General features: G+C 58.8%; 13 protein-coding genes. 6 read left to right on the top strand and 7 right to left on the bottom strand.

Translation table 11 applies throughout. The features are described from left to right. Positions 1 to 93 precede the first annotated feature (93 nt). Positions 94 to 645, top strand: a complete 552-nt coding sequence (locus tag KCQ76_RS03610; RefSeq protein WP_082089752.1) for a GNAT family N-acetyltransferase — start codon at positions 94 to 96, stop codon at positions 643 to 645. A gap of 26 nt (positions 646 to 671) precedes the next feature. Beyond that, positions 672 to 2,039, top strand: a complete 1,368-nt coding sequence (locus KCQ76_RS03605; RefSeq protein WP_046202690.1) for a glutaminase — start codon at positions 672 to 674, stop codon at positions 2,037 to 2,039. Positions 2,040 to 2,045: 6 nt separating this feature from the next. Here KCQ76_RS03605 and KCQ76_RS03600 read toward each other — a convergent pair whose 3' ends face one another. From KCQ76_RS03600 to KCQ76_RS03590, 3 genes are read right to left on the bottom strand one after another with little or no spacing between them, the layout of a single operon-like run. Continuing rightward, the gene (locus tag KCQ76_RS03600) at positions 2,046 to 2,999 is read right to left on the bottom strand and encodes a metal ABC transporter permease (RefSeq protein ID WP_231725341.1); all 954 of its coding nucleotides are present in this window, start codon (positions 2,997 to 2,999) and stop codon (positions 2,046 to 2,048) included. Continuing rightward, positions 2,996 to 3,727, bottom strand: coding sequence for a metal ABC transporter ATP-binding protein (locus KCQ76_RS03595; protein WP_060941919.1), 732 nt, complete (start codon positions 3,725 to 3,727; stop codon positions 2,996 to 2,998). Before KCQ76_RS03595 ends, KCQ76_RS03600 begins: the two co-directional genes overlap by 4 nt. Beyond that, on the bottom strand, positions 3,727 to 4,707 hold the full coding sequence (locus KCQ76_RS03590) for a metal ABC transporter substrate-binding protein (protein WP_082089753.1): 981 nt from the start codon (positions 4,705 to 4,707) through the stop codon (positions 3,727 to 3,729). Before KCQ76_RS03590 ends, KCQ76_RS03595 begins: the two co-directional genes overlap by 1 nt. A 305-nt stretch (positions 4,708 to 5,012) precedes the next feature. Between KCQ76_RS03590 and KCQ76_RS03585 the strand changes: the two genes are divergently transcribed. After that, on the top strand, positions 5,013 to 5,759 hold the full coding sequence (locus KCQ76_RS03585; protein ID WP_046202689.1) for a metal-dependent transcriptional regulator: 747 nt from the start codon (positions 5,013 to 5,015) through the stop codon (positions 5,757 to 5,759). Positions 5,760 to 6,148: 389 nt separating this feature from the next. Then, positions 6,149 to 6,997 carry a YsnF/AvaK domain-containing protein gene (locus KCQ76_RS03580; protein ID WP_046205101.1) on the top strand — a complete coding sequence of 283 codons (849 nt, stop codon included), beginning with the start codon at positions 6,149 to 6,151 and terminating at the stop codon, positions 6,995 to 6,997. A gap of 488 nt (positions 6,998 to 7,485) precedes the next feature. On the opposite strand, the gene metX is transcribed toward KCQ76_RS03580, so the two are convergent. Next, positions 7,486 to 8,742, bottom strand: coding sequence for a homoserine O-acetyltransferase MetX (gene metX / locus KCQ76_RS03575; protein WP_046202687.1), 1,257 nt, complete (start codon positions 8,740 to 8,742; stop codon positions 7,486 to 7,488). A 143-nt stretch (positions 8,743 to 8,885) separates the two neighbouring features. Beyond that, positions 8,886 to 10,202, bottom strand: coding sequence for an O-acetylhomoserine/O-acetylserine sulfhydrylase (locus tag KCQ76_RS03570; protein ID WP_046202686.1), 1,317 nt, complete (start codon positions 10,200 to 10,202; stop codon positions 8,886 to 8,888). 511 nt (positions 10,203 to 10,713) lie between these two features. Here KCQ76_RS03570 and KCQ76_RS03565 point away from each other — a divergent pair. Both KCQ76_RS03565 and aspA read left to right on the top strand, forming a co-directional pair. Beyond that, complete coding sequence (locus KCQ76_RS03565) at positions 10,714 to 11,148, top strand: hypothetical protein (RefSeq protein WP_146003184.1); 435 nt, start codon at positions 10,714 to 10,716, stop codon at positions 11,146 to 11,148. Between the two features lie 653 nt (positions 11,149 to 11,801). After that, on the top strand, positions 11,802 to 13,292 hold the full coding sequence (gene aspA / locus KCQ76_RS03560; protein WP_046202831.1) for an aspartate ammonia-lyase: 1,491 nt from the start codon (positions 11,802 to 11,804) through the stop codon (positions 13,290 to 13,292). A gap of 137 nt (positions 13,293 to 13,429) precedes the next feature. Here aspA and KCQ76_RS03555 read toward each other — a convergent pair whose 3' ends face one another. Both KCQ76_RS03555 and KCQ76_RS03550 read right to left on the bottom strand, forming a co-directional pair. After that, a complete protein-coding gene (locus KCQ76_RS03555; RefSeq protein WP_046202684.1) occupies positions 13,430 to 15,646 on the bottom strand; it encodes an NADP-dependent isocitrate dehydrogenase in 2,217 nt (738 codons plus the stop codon). A 326-nt stretch (positions 15,647 to 15,972) separates the two neighbouring features. After that, positions 15,973 to 16,539 (bottom strand): TetR/AcrR family transcriptional regulator, encoded by a 567-nt coding sequence (locus KCQ76_RS03550; protein WP_046202683.1) that lies wholly within the window; start codon positions 16,537 to 16,539, stop codon positions 15,973 to 15,975. Positions 16,540 to 16,756: the final 217 nt, after the last annotated feature.

Genomic DNA, 16,756 nt, shown 5'->3' with positions numbered 1-16,756 from the left:
AGGGCTCGCGAGCGGGCGTTAGGGTAGGGGCGTTGTGCTTAGGTGGTCGGCCCGCGAGCACGTCGCTTCATCGATGAGGAGGTTAAAGGAAGAATGGCAGGGGTTTCACACGTTTCAGGTGCTTCACGTGGTTCAGCGGTTTCCCGTGGTGACGAGGATGTGACGATCCGGCGAGCTCAGGAGGAGGATAGGGATTTCCTGATCCGCATGAATCACTTGACGGAGACGTGGGGCGATGAGGACGCTGCCCAGGAGCAGGACTTTTCCGAATCCGACCGTCACTACGTCGGCAAGTGGACCCCTGACCAGGGCGGAGTGATTGCGGTTCAGGCTGGTGAGCCGATTGGTGCGGCGTGGTTGCGTACGTTTACCGCGGAGGATCCGGGGACCGGTTTCGTGGAGGAGAAGTATCCGGAGGTGGCGATTGCATTGGCGCCAGGCCACACGGGTGGGGGTCTCGGCCGTCGTTTATTGACGGCGGCTCTGGATCAGGCGCGGGATGATGGGCGCCCGGGAGTGAGTTTGTGTGTAGAGAAGGGCAATGACCGTGCCCAGGCCTTGTATGAGAAACTTGGTTTCCGCTACCTGACGACGAGGGAGTCTGAGGGTAGTACATACAAGGTGATGGTTCACACCTATGAATGATTGATGAATGATCGGAGCAAAACTCTATGAAATCCATGGTCACTGATTATTTGGACGAGGTTCTCGAGGACGTTCGCCCAGGTGATCGGGGTGCTCCCGCGAGCTACATTCCGGAACTAGCCAATGTTGATCCCGAGAGATTCGGTGTCAGCTTAGCGACGATCGACGGCAAAGTGTACGGCTCCGGCGATACGGAGACTGAGTTCACCATTCAGTCGATCGCGAAGCCATTTGTGTATGCGCTTGCCCTGGAAGACCGTGGTTTTCGCGATGTCTTGAAGCGTGTCAGCGTGGAACCGTCCGGTGAGGCTTTCAACGAGGTGTCCCTGGACGAGGAAGGTCGCCCGCTCAACCCCATGATTAATGCTGGCGCGCTGACGACGCATTCCTTGGTGGGCGGTGACGATTGGACCCAGGGTCAGCGCCTCCAGCGGATCATTGACGGGTTGTCGGCGTTTGCTGGCCGTCGGCTGCAGGTTGATGAGCGGGTGTGTGGCTCGGAGCTGGACCACGCCCACCGGAACTTGTCGATCGCCCACATGCTCCGCAGCTACGACATATTCCCCCAGGATCCGCGGGTGATCGTGGAGGGCTACACGCGGTCCTGCTCTCTTCTGGTATCGACGCGGGACCTGGCGATCATGGCCGCGACCTTGGCGAACAAGGGCATTAACCCGATCACCGGCGAGAAAGTGGTGTCGGGTCGCGTGGTCCGCCAGGTTCTGAGCGTCATGACGACGTGCGGCATGTATGACGCTGCGGGCGACTGGGTGACCCAGGTTGGCATCCCGGCTAAGTCGGGCGTCGCGGGTGGTTTGATCGGCGCGTTGCCTGGTCAGATTGGGGTGGCGACGTTCTCGCCTCGGCTGGACGAACATGGCAATAGTGTGCGCGGTGTGCGTCTTTTTGAGCGGATGTCTCGCGACATGGGGATCCACCTCATGGAGGTTCCTCCGTCGGTGCAGACGGTGATCCGCAACACGACGGTGCTGGTCCAGGACCTGACTGACGACGAAAAGGCGCAGGGAGTGAAGCCGCAGAAGATCAAGGTCTATTCGATCCAGGGGAGTTTGCGCTTCGCGGGTGCGGAGAAGATTGTCCGCGAGTTCTCAAGCACGACGATTAAAGAGCCGGCGGTGGCCCTGGACCTGACCGATGTTCATGCGTTGGATGGGGTCGCGCGGCGCATGATTCTGGAGGTGGCGCGACGGTTAACTCTGGACGGTAAGCGCGTATATCTGATCGACCCGGCGGATGTTATTCCGAAGCCCGATCCGGGTGATGGTGGGCAGGTCATTGTGGTCCAGGACCGCGCGGAGCTCAGGGCCCACCAGCCGGAGAAGCGTAAGAAGGGGAAGAAGGGGAAGGCCGCTAAGAAAGGGAAGAAGAAATAGCCGACGTTAGGTCTGTGCGGCTCGTTGTTGCGCGCCCTCCTCGTGCGGCTTCTTCTCCTCCCGTGGCGTGCCCTGATGAGCCCGGTGCCGCACACGCGAAACCCAGTGTTTCGTCGCAAATACGACCATGAATGTGCAGCCCTGCACGACGACGATCATTCCTCCGCTGGACACGTCGGTCCAGTAGCTGATCAGCAGACCGGTCATGGCAGTCACCCAACTGATGACCGGCGTCCAGATAAGCGTGCTGCGCATCCGGGCGAAGATGAGAAGGCTGATCGCGCCGGGTGTGATCAGCATGGCGACCACAAGGATCACGCCCACTGCCTGCATCGACGCCACAATGACGAGCGCGAGCATGGTGAGCATGAACCCGCGCATGAGTGTGGGATTGATGCCGAGCGACCGGGCGTTGATCGCGTCGAAACTCCAGAGAGTAATGTCCCGCCGTTTGATCAGCACAAGTGCCGACGCGAGTAGCGCGATGACGACAACTTGGATGAGGGCGGATTGCCGCACACCCAGGAGATTTCCGAAGAGAATGGAGTGTAGGTCGGTTGTCGACGGCGTCATGGAGATGAGTACCAGGCCGAATGCGAAAAATGTGGTGAAGACGATGCCGATGGCGGTGTCGTCCTTGAGGTTCGTTTTTCCGCGGATGGTCCCGATGAGGCCGACGGTGAGCAGTGCGGCGATCAGCGCGCCGATGGAGAACGGGATGCCCAGGATATAGGAGATGACGACGCCGGGGAGGACGGCGTGCGAGATCGCGTCGCCGAGGAGCGACCATCCGAGCAGGATTATCCAGGCGGAGAGAAGTCCGGTGCACAGTGCCGTCACAGACGTGACGATGACAGCGCGCTGCATAAAGCTATAGGTGAAGGGTTCGATAAACGCTGATGCAAGTGATGCGTGGATCGGTGCGCCAGGGAACGCGCCGGTTAACGCAAAGGGGTTCATTCTGCGTCGCCGTCCTTCCTCATGTCCTCCATGAGCGCGGTGCCCAACAGAACGCTGGGTGAGGCGGCGAAGAGGGTGTCATCTGGGGCCCCGTCGCTAATGATTGTTTTTTGTAGGACAACGATCCGATCCATCGAGCGGAGCGTACCGAGGTGGTGCGTCGAGAGCAGGATGAGGGCGCCACGATCGCGCCGGGCGGTCAGGACTCGGAACAGCACTTCTTCGGTGTCCTGATCAACGCCGGCGAAGGGCTCGTCCAAGATAAGAATGGGAGCCTGGGTGGCGAGTGCACGAGCGATGAAAACGCGCTTCTTCTGCCCTCCGGAGAGCTGCCGGATCGAGCGGGTGGCGTAGGCGGTCATTCCTACGCTGGCCAGGGCTTCGTCGGCAGTGGCTTTGTCGTCGCGAGTGGGGTGTCGGAATGCGGTGAGGACAACGTCACGCACGGTCATGGGGAAGTCCCAGTTCACGGCCTCTGTTTGCGGCATGTAGGTGATGCGTCCGTCGACGTTCATGGTGCCCGTGGTGGGGCGCAGTTGGCCGGTGATGGCGTTGAAAAGCGTGGATTTGCCCGCACCATTCGCCCCGATGATCGCGGTCATGGTTCCGGGGAAGAACGACGCAGTCACGTCGCGCAGTGCGGTCACTGGCTCTCCGGAGTTGTGCGTGTAGGTAACCCCGAGCTTATCGACGCTAACCAGGGGTTCTTGCGGTGTTCTGTCCTGCATTAGCTGGTGAGTCCTTTGCTGATGGTGTCGGCGTCGTACCGGATGAGATCCAAATACGTAGGGACGGGGCCATCTTGATCAGATAGTGAATCGACGTAGAGGATGCCACCGTCCTTTGCCCCGGTGGCGCGGACGATTTGTTCGCGGGGGCCGGAGTCAACGGTCGATTCGCAGAACACAGCGGGAACCTGGTGTTCGCGCACGAACTCTTCGGTGTCCTTCATGCGTTGAGGTGTGGCTTCGGTTTCTGCGTTGACGGGCCAGATGTAGTGCTCGGTGAGTCCCGCGTCTTTGGCCAGGTAGGAGAACGCCCCTTCGCAGGTCACAAGCGCACGTTTGTCCTTGGGGACGGTTTCGAGGTCGGCGCGGAGGTCGTTGCCAATGGTGTCCAGCTTGGCGGAGTATTTCTTCGCGTTGTCGTTGTAGTCGTCTTTGTGGTCGGGATCGATGTCCCCTAGGGCCTTCGCGATGGTACTTGCGTACTTTTTAACGTTGGTGGGGCTCATCCAGGCATGGGGGTTGTCTTCGCCGCTGGCTTCACCATCGGTGATCGGGAGGGGCTCAATCCCATCCGTGGCGACGACACGTTTGGCATCGGAATTGCTGGTGAGCTTGTCCAGCCAATGCTCTAGCCCGAGACCGTTGGCGATAATGAGATCTGCTTTTGCTGCCGATTTGAGGTCCGACGGTGTGGGGTCGTATCCGTGAATTTCGGTGCCCGGCTTGGTCAGCGAATTGACGTTGACGTGATCGCCGGCGACGTTCCGGGCAATGTCGGCCAAAACCGTGAACGTTGCTAAAACGTCTTTCTTCCCGTTGTCATCGTCGGAGAGTGCGCTACAGCCGCTGGCAGTGAGCCCGACGACGAGCGCGGCGGCGATGGCGGGCAGGATTTTTGCGTGTCGACGTGGGTGTTTGGATGCGGTGGATCGTGAGCGCGGATTATCCGTCGGGGAGGAGAGGCCGAGTGAGGGAGCCATGTGAATCCTTACGTTCGGTTGTTAGTTGTTCTTTTTTCGGTTGTCGGTTCTTGGGGATTAGGGACGTCGTGGATATGTCCGTTTATCAGGGAATTAGTGTGAGTTACAGCCCGAATATACCAACCCCCTGAATAAAAAATTCATCACGTTCATTATAAAAGTTCAATGTAATGTATTTTCAAACTGGGGGAACCTTATGTCCACCCCGCCGAGCGTGTCAAGGGCCTTGGTTCGGTGGCCCTAGTTTGATAGCTCCGTGTGACAGCCCCTAGCTTGATGTGCTGGTCACCTAATACGATGAGGGCATGCACGTTTCTGATTTGCCGGACCGCACCCAGGACTATCTGAAGGTGATTTATGACCTGGGCGAGTGGAACGCGGGCCCGGTCACGTCGACGCGGATCGGCGAAGTCCTAGGGCAGAAAGCGTCGACGGTGTCAGAGGCGTTGAAGCGGCTGGTGCAGCAGGGGCTCATCGTTCATGAGGCGTATAAGCCCATCGAGCTCTCCTCAACCGGGCGACCGTTGGCTTTGCAAATGGTCCGTCGGCACCGCTTGTTGGAGATGTACCTGTGCGAGTGTGTCGGCTATAGCTGGGATGAAGTCCACGATGAGGCCGAGCACCTTGAGCATGCCGTGTCGGACACGTTTGTCGAGCGCATCGCGGCTCTCATGGGCAATCCCACGCGCGATCCGCATGGCGATCCCATCCCGGACAAGGAGGGGAACGTCGCCGAAACCGATCCTGGCTTGCCGCTGGATACTGCGCAGGAAGGTGACGTGGTGCGGATTGTGCGCATTGCTGACCGTGACTCGGGTCTTTTGCGTTATTTAGCGACGAAGGGAATCGTGCCGGGGGTTAATGTTGCTGTTTTGCCACGCCCTTACGGCGGGATGATGAACATTCAGCTGGTGGCAAAAAGAGAGGGCGCTTCTGACGCTCCCGACGTCAAAGACCACGCGGTGACCACCCCTGCGCCATCGGGTACCGAGAACGGGGTTGGTATAGCAAGCATTAGCGCAGCGTCGGCAAGGGATATCAGGGTCAAATAGGTGACGAGGTGCATCCCCCGTCGGCAAGCATTCTTTCGGGGGTACAGGAAAATCAGTTAATTGTTACTTGATCGTTACGTAGTCCTTATAATCGCAGCTTGAAGCTTTGTAGCATTAGGTTGGGGGCTGCAGAGTGGTAGCAAAAATGTCCCTTTTTGTCGCGATATAGTAGCGGAGCTGAGATAAGCCAACTAGTGTGAATTGTGTTCGGGATGCGAAAGCGTTCAGGCAACCTAACGTAGATTGACGTGCTACTCTCTGAGGGCGCTCCCATTGCGGTTTCGGTTTTTGTAGCACGCCCACTGCGTTGTTTTAACAGTTTTTTTAGATATATTGCGTAACTATCAGTAAAGGAGATTTACGTGGCTGATCAGAAGTTCATTTAGGCCGTGCTCGAGTCCACCGCTTTCGACAAGAATGGCGACAAGGTTGGCAAAGTTGGCCAGCTTTTCGTCGACAGCAATAGCGGTGAGCCGACGTTCGTAGCCGTGAACACCGGACTGTTTGGTCGTAATAGCTCCCTCGTCCCGCTGGCTGGCGCCAAGCTGAACAACGAGGAACTCCATGTTGCTCACACCAAGGATGAGATCTCGGACGCTCCGAACATCTCGGACACCGACGAAGGTCTGGAGCCCGAGGAAGAAGAGCGCCTGTACAAGCACTACGGCTTGACGACGCAGGACTCCGCTCAGACTCAGACCTCTGACCGCGGAAACGCTGCTCAGGCTGGTACCGCTGCTGGCACCGGCGCTGCCGCTGGAACCGCTGCTGGTACGACGGGTCGTCGTGAGGAAACTGCGAAGACCTCCGCTGAGACCAAGAAGACCTCCGCTGACACTGGCAAGAAGCCTGTTACCTCCGACGACGGCTCCGTGATCCGTTCCGAAGAGCAGCTCAACGTTAACAAGGAGAAGGTGGCCTCCGGTCGCGCTCGCCTGCGCAAGTACGTCGTCGAGGACACCGAAACCGTCGAGGTTCCGGTAAGCCGCGAAGAGGTTAAGGTCGAGCGCGAGAAGCTCTCGCCTGAGGAAGCCAAGAAGCTGGGCAACACCCGCATTGGCGAAGAGAACGCCGACGTTGTGCTTCACGAGGAACAGGTCAACGTTGACAAAGAGACCGTACCGGTGGAGAAGGTCAACCTGAACAAGGAGACCGTCACCGATAAGCAGAAGGTTTCCGAGGACCTCAAGAAGGAACGCGTCGAGTTCCAGGACGAGACCAAGGATGGCAAGAAGTAGTCCAAGTGGGCTATTAGTCCGCGAGCTATGAGCCCGTGATGTCATGAGTTCACGGCGCTCGGAGGATTAGTTCTCCTTCATAGTTAGGCAAACGGCGTGTTTACCAGCCTGGTAGGCGCGCCTTTTGTTGTGCCTGAGGGGCTTTAACTCTGCTTTGCGATGGTGTTTGGGGTTCGGGGTCGCGCGTGGCTGCCGTGAAGCTCCCATATGGCCCGTGCGCGGGGGGCTTCTGATCTGCGTGTGTGGCTTCTGCGCGGAGTTTGTGGGGCTTGTGCACGCGCGTTGGAAAACTGCGGGGGCATATAGGGGTCGGTTGTGAAAACTGTGGGGGGATGGCCAAATTTTTGGCGATTTTTCGCCCATATACCCCCCACTTTTATTTGGGGCGCATATCCCCCCGCAGTTTTCGAGCTCAGGCGCAGAAACCTCTAGACATTCCTCGCCAACTTGTCTCGATCACCGTTCCCCGCAGACCGTCGCGATTCACATCACGGTTTCCCATGGTCCTCGTCATCGCGAATCTCACCGCGGCCCCCGTCGTCGGCAATCTTGTTTAGGAACTTTTCAACGATCCGCCGGGTCTGCAGCGTCTCGGTGAGGAAGCCGTCGTGCCCGGTCGGCGTCGTGATTTTTGACAGCCCAATGAAGTTACCAAGGTTGCGCGACAGGTGTTCCTGCTGGTGAAACGGGTAAAGGATGTCGGAGTCGACGCCGACAACCATGATCGGGACGGTGCATTCGCCGAGGACGGCGTTCATGCCGCCGCGCCCGCGTCCGATGTCGTGGCGGTTGAGCGCGTCGGTGAGGATCACGTAGCTTCCGGCGTCGAACCGCGCGGCAAGCTTGGAAGCCTGCGAATCCAGGTAGCTTTCGATGGAAAAGCGCTGGTCACGGGATCGGTAGGGGCCGTACGGGTCTTCATTGCGTTGTGGGTCGGCGCCGAATCGCTCGTCGAGCTCGAGCTCACCCCGATAAGTTAGGTGTGCAATGCGACGCGCCTGGCCGATTCCGTGAGTGGGCGCGCGCCCGGTGCCGTAATAGTCGCCGCCCTGCCAATCGGGGTCGGCCTCGATGAACCGGATTTGCGCAGACTGAATGCCGATTTGCCACGCGCTCGCTCGGGCGGAAACCGCGATAACCAGTGCCGACGCGACCACGTCGGGGAACATGATGCACCATTCCAGGGCCCGCGCCCCGCCCATCGATGCGCCGACGACGGCGTGAAGCCGCCGGATGCCGAGTTGTTCCAGCGCGCAGTGTTCGGCGTCGACCATGTCCCGCATGGATAGGGCCGGGAAGCGCGACCCCCACGGTGCTCCATCAGGACTTATCGACGACGGGCCCGTGCTGCCATTGCAGCCTCCCAGGACATTCGTGCAAAGGATGAGGTAGCGGTCTGTGTCGAAGCCGAGGCCTGGGCCGATGAGCCCTTGCCACCATTCGGCGGCGTTGCCATCGCCCGTGAGAGCATGCTCGATGAGGATTATCGGGCGGTCGAGAGGGTTTGGGAGAGGGGTGGCGTCTGGCGTTAGATCGGGCGCGTCGGCTGCATCGCTGGTGTCGGGCGCGACGTCGCCTGGTGCTATGTCCGGTGTGGCGTTGGTCGGGGTTGTGTAAAAAGCGTAGATGCGGAGTGACGCACCAGGTAGTGGCACACCAGCCTCCGTCACCCATGGGTCGTCGGCCGGTGAGAAAGGCACGTCGACGTACTGCCCATTGGGCGGAAGCTCTACCTGTTCGGCCACGGCCGACACCTCCTTATTGTTTGGCGCGCCCCACCCCGCACAACACACGGGTGTACGAAACACAACCAAAGGGCCGGCCATCGTTGCGCGGCCAGCCCTTCGTCGGCAAGAAGATTAACCTCAAAGAAAATTAGCCTAGAAGATTAAACCTGCTCAAAGGCCTGTTTGAGGTCGTTGATGATGTCGTCGATGTCCTCGATGCCGACGGAGAGTCGGATGGTCGACTCGTTGATTCCCGCGGCACGCAGCGCCGGCTCATCGGACTGGGAATGCGTGGTCGAGGCCGGGTGGACAACCAGCGACCGCACGTCGCCCACATTGGCCAGGTCCGAGTGCAGCTTCAAGGCATCGATGAACTTCCACGCCGTGTCGCGCCCGCCATCGATGTCGAATGAGAACACCGAGCCCGGGTATTTCAGCCCCAGCTTCTCCTTGACCGAATACCATGGCGAACTCTTCAGCCCAGGGAAGTTAACCTTCGTGACCTTCGGATTACTTTCCAGATATTCAGCGACTTTTTGCGCATTTTCGTTATGTTTTGCGATGCGCAGAGATAAGGTATCCAACCCTTGGGCCGTGACCCACGCGTTAAACGGCGATGGCGTCGCACCCGTATCGCGGAGCAACCCCGCGCGAGCCTTCAACCCGAACGCCACATTCCCCAGGTCCGCGTACTTCAACCCGTGGTAGGCGGGGTCCGGCTCGACAAAATCGGGGAACAGCGGCTTGCCGTCGCGCTCGACCGTCCAATCGAACTTTCCGCCGTCGATCAGCACACCACCAAGCCCGGACCCGTTGCCGGTGTAAAACTTCGTCAACGACGCCACAACAACGTCGGCACCGAGCTCCAAAGGACGAACAGCAGCCGCCGTCGCCACAGTATTGTCGACAATCAACGGTACGGAATGCTTATGAGCAACCTCCGCGATCGCGGGAATGTCCAGGATATCGGCCTGCGGGTTGGCGAACGTCTCGCCATAAAACGCCACCGTGTTGTCCTTCGCGGCCGCGTCCCACGACTGCGGATCGTCCGGATCCTCCACGAACGTGACCTCAATCCCGAGCCGACGGAACGTGTGCGCCAACAGCGTCTCCGTGCCGCCGTACAAGCGCGGCGACGACACAATATGCGACCCTGACCTCGCGATATTCAGGAACGCCGCCGTCTCCGCCGCCTGGCCGGATGCGAAGAGGACCGCATGCGTTCCACCCTCAAGCGAAGCCAACCTATTTTCGACGGCGGCCACCGTCGGATTTGTCAGGCGCGAGTAAATCGGGCCCTCGTCCTCCAGGCCGAAGCGCTGTTTGGCGTGCTCGGCCGAGTCGAAAACGTATGAGGACGTGAGGTAAATGGGGAGGTTTCGTGAGCTTGTCTCACTATCGACGGGCTGGCCGGCGTGGATGGCGCGGGTCTCAAAGCCCCACTGGTCGGCGTTGCTGTTGTCGTACTTGGTTGTCATGGTGTTTCCTCGTGATTCGTTGTGTTGGTTTTGTGTGGTGGTTTTGTTGCCGCCGAGCTTGTGTGGCCGTCGGTTCTCGGGGCGTTTGCCCCAAACGTTTTCCTGCCTTCCGAGGCGGCGTAACCGCTTGTAGAAAACGGTGCGGTCTTGCCCGGCGGTGAGCTCTTTCGAACTCGTAAAACGAGATTAATGTACCGCTCGGTCTAGTGCAAACCGCTCTGTCTATTTTGCGCATATACACTCAGGTGAGAGCTATGAAAAAATCTAGACCAAGCGGTATGTAGATTGTGTGCTGTACGACGTTCTCCTTCATGTTCAGTGGGATGGGAATCTTACGTTGGTGACGCTCACGCGTTGACCGATTCGGCTAGCGAGATGTTGTCGCGCAGGCTTTGCGCCCGCGCGCTGGAAAACTGTGTGGGTATATCAGGGTCGGTTGTGAAAACTGTACGGGTGTCGCTATTTCGTCGACGAGGCGGACACGTTTGTGGTTCGGGCCGAGCGCAGGCGGGTGAGGACTCCGCTCGAGGTGTCGTCGGTGGGTTTTGATGCGTCGGCGGGTCGTGGTTTGGCAGTCAGTCCATCGGCGCGCTTTGATCCTGCGTCAATCGAGACAGTTCTTTTCGACGACGTCACACCGGGCCTGCGCCTGCTGACTCTGGAGCTCACGCTGGTGACCGCGGTGGCATCGTCATTCCGCGGGGCTGTGTGGTGGCCGACCCCGCCCATTCCCGGCCTGCCACTGGGGATCGTGAGAGCGGTTCAGGTTGCCGACGTTGCTGGGGTCTGTTCGGGCGGGGGTCAACCGGAGGTCCGTGGGCGCGGTGTATCTGTGACATGGCAGCGAACACCAAGATGCAAACCGGGGAACGCCATATTCGCTATCCGTGATGCGAGAGCCATCCACCCCCGTTTGGGCTCGGAATCAAATATCTCTTCCCGCTAGCTGTGGGGAGCGGCTATTCTTGGTTGCAGAGCGAGTTCCCGCTGGCAAGGCAGTGAAATAAGATGGTACCCCGCTAAGAAAAGGGGTCGATGAAGTGGCCTTATGTCGGCGGGAACTTGTTTATGATGCCACCCTCGCGACCCGAGGGATCGAGGCATCCGCCCCGAAGATAGTGGGGCGTCGGCCCCTCCAACCGTGGGGCTGTAATAAACACCCTGCTACAAAGTGGGGTAATAACCCGTCGTTGAGGTAGATCATCCTCGACGTGTCTCAAGTGAACATTCGCTCGAGGCAAAGGTAGCCTGATGACACTCACGCAAGTGATCAGTAACTGATTAGTAATGCGAGGGTGCGCGAATGGATTGTCGGCACTCGGGGGAGAGCTTCCGCATCGAGGGGGAATAAGCCAGGTCAACGCGCTGCCCACCCATGCAGCATGTTGTTACACCGATGACAGATCGAGGTTTACAGTGTCCGAGCAACCCGCATCCCGGCCCTCCGACAATCAGGGCAACGAACCAACTGATCAACACAACGAGGTATCGCCGACGGTGGCCTCATCGGAATCCGCCGACCACTACACTTCGTCGTCCGAAGCCTGGGACGTCCCGGTAGCCGCGCCGGGGTCGTCGTCGGAAAGAATCGGGGTCGTCATGACCTCGACGGACATCATTACGTCGGCGGAAACGCACTCGCAGCGAGCGAAGAGTGCGCAGAGTTTTCGTGAGGAAACCGATCTGCTGGGCACTCTGCAGGTCCCTGCCGACGCCTACTACGGTGTGCACACGCTGCGCGCGGTCGACAATTTCCAGATTTCGCGGACGAACATCAACCACGTTCCGGAGCTCATTCGCGGCATGGTGATGGTCAAGAAAGCCGCCGCCATCGCGAACCGTGAAGTCCATGCTCTGCCAGCCAAAAAGGCAGAGGCAATTATTTGGGCTTGCGACCAGATTCTCGACAAACACCGCGGGATGGATCAGTTTCCTATCGACGTGTTCCAGGGCGGCGCGGGCACGTCCGTGAATATGAACACGAATGAGGTTATTGCGAATTTCGCGCTCGAATATTTGGGGGAGCCGAAGGGCAATTACGACGTTATTAATCCAAACGACGACGTCAATATGTCCCAATCGACGAATGACGCTTACCCAACCGGTTTCCGTTTAGGTTTACACTTCGCGATTGAACAATTGGCTAACCATGTCGACGCCCTGGAACGCGCATTCCTGGCCAAAGGAAATGAATTCAACGACGTCATGAAAATGGGGCGGACGCAATTGCAAGATGCCGTCCCCATGTCATTAGGACAAGAATTCCGCGCGTTTGGAAACAACTTGGCTGAAGAGCGCAGTCAGCTGGAACGTGCCCAGAGCCAGTTGCGTGAAATGAACATGGGCGCGACGGCCATCGGCACCGGCCTGAACACCCCTGCGGGGTATCAAGCAGCGGTGATCCGCGCACTAAGCACTGTGTCCGGTCTGGATATTAAGCCTGCACGTGACCTCATCGAGGCGACCAGCGACACGGGCGCGTATGTCAATGCACATTCGGCCGTCAAACGTCTGGCAATGAAACTATCGAAGATTTGCAATGATTTGCGTCTTCTATCGTCGGGGCCGCGCGCAGGATTAAACGAAATTAATCTCCCAGAACGCCAGGCGGGTTCGTCGATTATGCCGGCGAAGGTTAACCCGGTTATTCCGGAAGTCGTTAATCAAATTTGTTTCAAAGTCTTTGGAAACGACGTCACCGTCGCGATGGCTGCGGAAGCCGGACAATTGCAGTTGAACGTGATGGAACCGGTGATCGCGCAATGTGCGTTCGAATCCGTGCGGTTCCTCGTGCGAGCCTGCACGACGCTGCGCACCCGCTGCGTCATCGGAATCACCGCTAACGACGACGTTTGCCGCCGGTACGTCGACAATTCGATCGGAATTATCACCTATTTGAACCCGCTGATCGGCCACCACTGGGGCGATGTGATTGGTAAAGAAGCGGCTCGGACGGGCCGATCCGTGCGCGACCTCGTCCTGGAGAAAGGGCTGCTGGATAAGGACACCCTTGACGACGTCCTCAGCCATCACAACCTACTGAACCCCAGCTTCCACGGAAAGCTGTACAACGGGGACGAGGAAGACTGACAGTGCGCTCGACATAGGTGCGCCAAAAACTGGGAACGCGCTGAAGACTGGAGATACGCTGAAGGCGGGGGCCGCGGACTTGCCGCCACCCCCGCCCTACTCACCGAAACCTACCGGCGCGGATTGCCGCCTAACCCCTACTGGTGCAAATCGTCAATGATCGTGTTGAACGTCTTCGACGGCCGCATCACAGCGTTCACCTTGTCATCCGACGGCCAGTAGTAGCCGCCCAAGTCGACCTCAGAGCCCTGCACAGAGAGCAGCTCCTCCGCGATCTGATCCTTCTTCTCGTCGAGAGCGTCGGCAATCGGCTTGAATGCAGCAGCCAAATCGGCATCGTCGGTCTGCTGAGCCAACGCCTTCGCCCACCCCAACGCGAGGTAGAAGTGCGAGCCGCGGTTATCGATCTCGTTAACCTTACGCGACGGAGAATGCCCCTCTTCCAGCACACTCTCGGTGGCCTTATCCAACGCATCGGCAAGAATCCCGGCGCGATCGTTCCCGTCCTTACGGGCGAAGAAGCGGAACGACTCCGCCAGGGCAAGGAACTCACCCAGCGAATCCCAACGGAGGTGGTTTTCCTCCTGCAGCTGCTGCACGTGCTTCGGTGCGGATCCGCCTGCACCGGTCTCGAAGAGCCCGCCACCAGCGATCAGCGGAACCACAGACAGCATCTTTGCCGACGTGCCCAGCTCCATGATGGGGAAGAGGTCGGTCAGGTAATCACGCAGCACGTTGCCGGTGACCGAGATGGTGTCCTCGCCCTTGCGGATGCGGTCGATCGAGTACTTCGTGGCGGCCACGGGATCCATGATCTGGATGTCCAGGCCGTCGGTGTCCTCGTCCTTCAGGTATTCCTCGACCTTGGCACGCACGTTGTTGTCGTGCGCGCGCTCCGGGTCGAGCCAGAACACGGCCGGCATCCCCGACAGGCGTGCGCGCTCAACAGCCAGGCCGACCCAGTTGCGCACCGGGATGTCCTTCGTCTGGCAGGCGCGCCAAATATCATTAGCCTCGACGTCGTGCTCCATCAGCACGGTGCCGGACTTGTCGACGACCTGCACTTTGCCATCAGTTGGCATCACGAATGTTTTGTCGTGCGAACCGTACTCTTCCGCCTTCTGAGCCATCAGGCCGACGTTCGGCACGGTGCCCATGGTTGTCGGATCGAACGCGCCATTCTCACGGCAATCGTCAATAACCGCCTGGTAAACACCGGCATAGGACGAATCTGGGATGACTGCCAAGGTGTCTTGTTCTTTATCATCGGCGTTCCACATGTGGCCCGAGGTGCGGATCATCGCGGGCATGGAAGCATCGATAATGACGTCCGATGGGACGTGAAGGTTCGTGATGCCCTTGTGAGAGTTCACCATCGCCAAAGCAGCGTTGTTCTTGAGGGCCTGGTCAAACGCGTCCTTAATCTCGTCGCCGTTGTCCAGGTCCGACAGGCCTTCGAGGATGGCCCCTAACCCGTTTTCGCCATTGAGCCCGGCTGCCAGCAGTTCCTCGCCGTACTTGTCGAACACGTCGTGGAAGTAGGCGCGGACCACGTGACCGAAGATCACCGGATCCGACACCTTCATCATGGTTGCCTTCAGGTGGACGGAGAACAGCACGTCCTCTGCCTTCGCACGGCTGACCTGGGCGCGGAGGAACGTGTCCAGCGCCTTCGCGCTCAGTACGGTGCCGTCGACAATCTCGCCCTTCAGAACGGGGAGGGATTCCTTAAGAACGGTGGTTTCACCGTTCGGCGCGACCAGCTGAATCCGCAGTTCGTCGTCGTTCTCAAGAACCACCGACTGCTCGTTGTGCCGGAAATCATCCGACTCCATTGTCGACACATTGGTCTTTGAGTCTTTGCTCCATTCACCCATCGTGTGCGGGTGCTTGCGTGCGAAGTTCTTCACGGCCTTCGGCGCGCGACGGTCCGAGTTGCCCTCACGCAAAACGGGGTTAACCGCAGAGCCCTTGACCGAGTCGTAGCGGGCGCGAGCATCGCGTTCTTCGTCCGTCGACGGTTCCTCGGGGTAATCCGGGAGTTCGTATCCAGCGGCCTGAAGTTCCTTAATCGTCGCCTTCAACTGGGGTACCGACGCCGAAATGTTCGGCAGCTTCACAATATTTGCGTCCGGAGTCTTTGCCAGCGCACCCAGTTCGGCCAGCGCATCATTGACCCGCTGGTCCTCCGGCAGCACATCATTGAACGCCGCCAAGGTGCGCGCCGCCAATGAAATATCCCGGGTTTCGACGTCGACACCGGCGGTTGACGCAAACGCTTCCACCACTGGCTTCAACGAATACGTTGCCATCAAAGGCGCTTCATCGGTACGGGTGTAGATAATTGTTCCCATGGTGGGGCAAAACTCCCTTACTCGCTAAATATCGTTCAGGATTATGCGGGCTGTGCGTGCCGAGGCCGGTGTCCGGTTTAGAACGCCGCCGGCGGTGTGCAGATATAGCGTTTATCTGCGGATTCGGGCGTGCCATCGTCACCTAGACAGGGCCTGGGTAGCAAAGCTATCAACATAGTGGATAGTTCCTTTTTCTAGAGTACGTGACGACGATACAAATGCGACTCTACGATGCGGAGCACCCCCACAGACGGGGCAGCGATACGCTCGTCGGGAAATAGGGAAGTGGCGGTTGGTCCCCGCAGCTGGGGCTGGAGAGGGGAACGCTACGGCGCTATTCCCCGCGCAAACGTATCGAGTAGCCAATTTGAAACGCCGGGTTCGAGTTTCTCCACCATCTCCGGGAGGGGTCTACTAAGAAGGCCAATCCCCATCTGTAATCGTGCTGTGGTGATCTCCGGGCGAACCAGTCCAGCGTTCTTAGCCCGATCCAAGATAGGCTCCACCTGGGAAAAAGCCTCTTTGCGGAGCGCTTTGATCCGGCCATGAAGCTCGGGAGACACATTGATGCTTTCGGCCATTTTTGCTGCCAGTGTGCCGATTTGTAAGCCGTAGTCGTCGGCAATGAAATCTGACCACGTGCCGGCCGGGTCTTCATCCCAGGACGGCGCATCAACATAGCGATTACATACCGACGTCAGCCGGGCCAACATTTCTTCGCCGACACCTATAAAGAGATCGTCGCGCGTGGGGAAGTGCCGGTAGAGAGTGGCGATTCCGACTCCAGCGTCCTGGGCGATGGATCGCAGTGAAATGTCTGGACCGTAGGTGGCAAAACCTTGCCACGCAGCGTCGATGATGGCGGCACGGCTGGCAGTCGCGTCTGCACGCACGATGTTTCTCCTAGTGGTGGGGTCTCAGTGAGTGAAACCGTTGATGAGGTCACATTCTGTCACGTCGGGCACGTTTGCACCAAAATAAACGAAGCGCTATGCTCCATTTGTATACGGAGCGGAATGTTCCGTTTATTTGGGCGAGGCCTACGGGTAGTACCTACTGGTCATGCCTACTAGTTAGCCACAGTCATCCACGTCAACGGCCACGTCGTAC

Source organism: Corynebacterium parakroppenstedtii (assembly GCF_019754935.1).
Taxonomy (GTDB): Bacteria; Actinomycetota; Actinomycetes; order Mycobacteriales; family Mycobacteriaceae; genus Corynebacterium; species Corynebacterium parakroppenstedtii.
The sequence above is the reverse complement of the archived record's forward strand: the minus strand, read 5'-3'. Positions and strand labels throughout refer to the sequence as shown.

Excerpts from the sequence above, each read along its gene's own strand:
- KCQ76_RS03570 (WP_046202686.1), bottom strand. The coding sequence starts at position 10,202 with ATGACAACCAAGTACGACAACAGCAACGCCGACCAGTGGGGCTTTGAG.
- KCQ76_RS03595 (WP_060941919.1), bottom strand. The coding sequence starts at position 3,727 with ATGCAGGACAGAACACCGCAAGAACCCCTGGTTAGCGTCGATAAGCTC.
- KCQ76_RS03585 (WP_046202689.1), top strand. The coding sequence starts at position 5,013 with ATGCACGTTTCTGATTTGCCGGACCGCACCCAGGACTATCTGAAGGTG.
- KCQ76_RS03555 (WP_046202684.1), bottom strand. The coding sequence starts at position 15,646 with ATGGGAACAATTATCTACACCCGTACCGATGAAGCGCCTTTGATGGCA.
- KCQ76_RS03610 (WP_082089752.1), top strand. The coding sequence starts at position 94 with ATGGCAGGGGTTTCACACGTTTCAGGTGCTTCACGTGGTTCAGCGGTT.
- KCQ76_RS03590 (WP_082089753.1), bottom strand. The coding sequence starts at position 4,707 with ATGGCTCCCTCACTCGGCCTCTCCTCCCCGACGGATAATCCGCGCTCA.
- aspA (WP_046202831.1), top strand. The coding sequence starts at position 11,802 with ATGACCTCGACGGACATCATTACGTCGGCGGAAACGCACTCGCAGCGA.
- KCQ76_RS03600 (WP_231725341.1), bottom strand. The coding sequence starts at position 2,999 with ATGAACCCCTTTGCGTTAACCGGCGCGTTCCCTGGCGCACCGATCCAC.
- KCQ76_RS03605 (WP_046202690.1), top strand. The coding sequence starts at position 672 with ATGAAATCCATGGTCACTGATTATTTGGACGAGGTTCTCGAGGACGTT.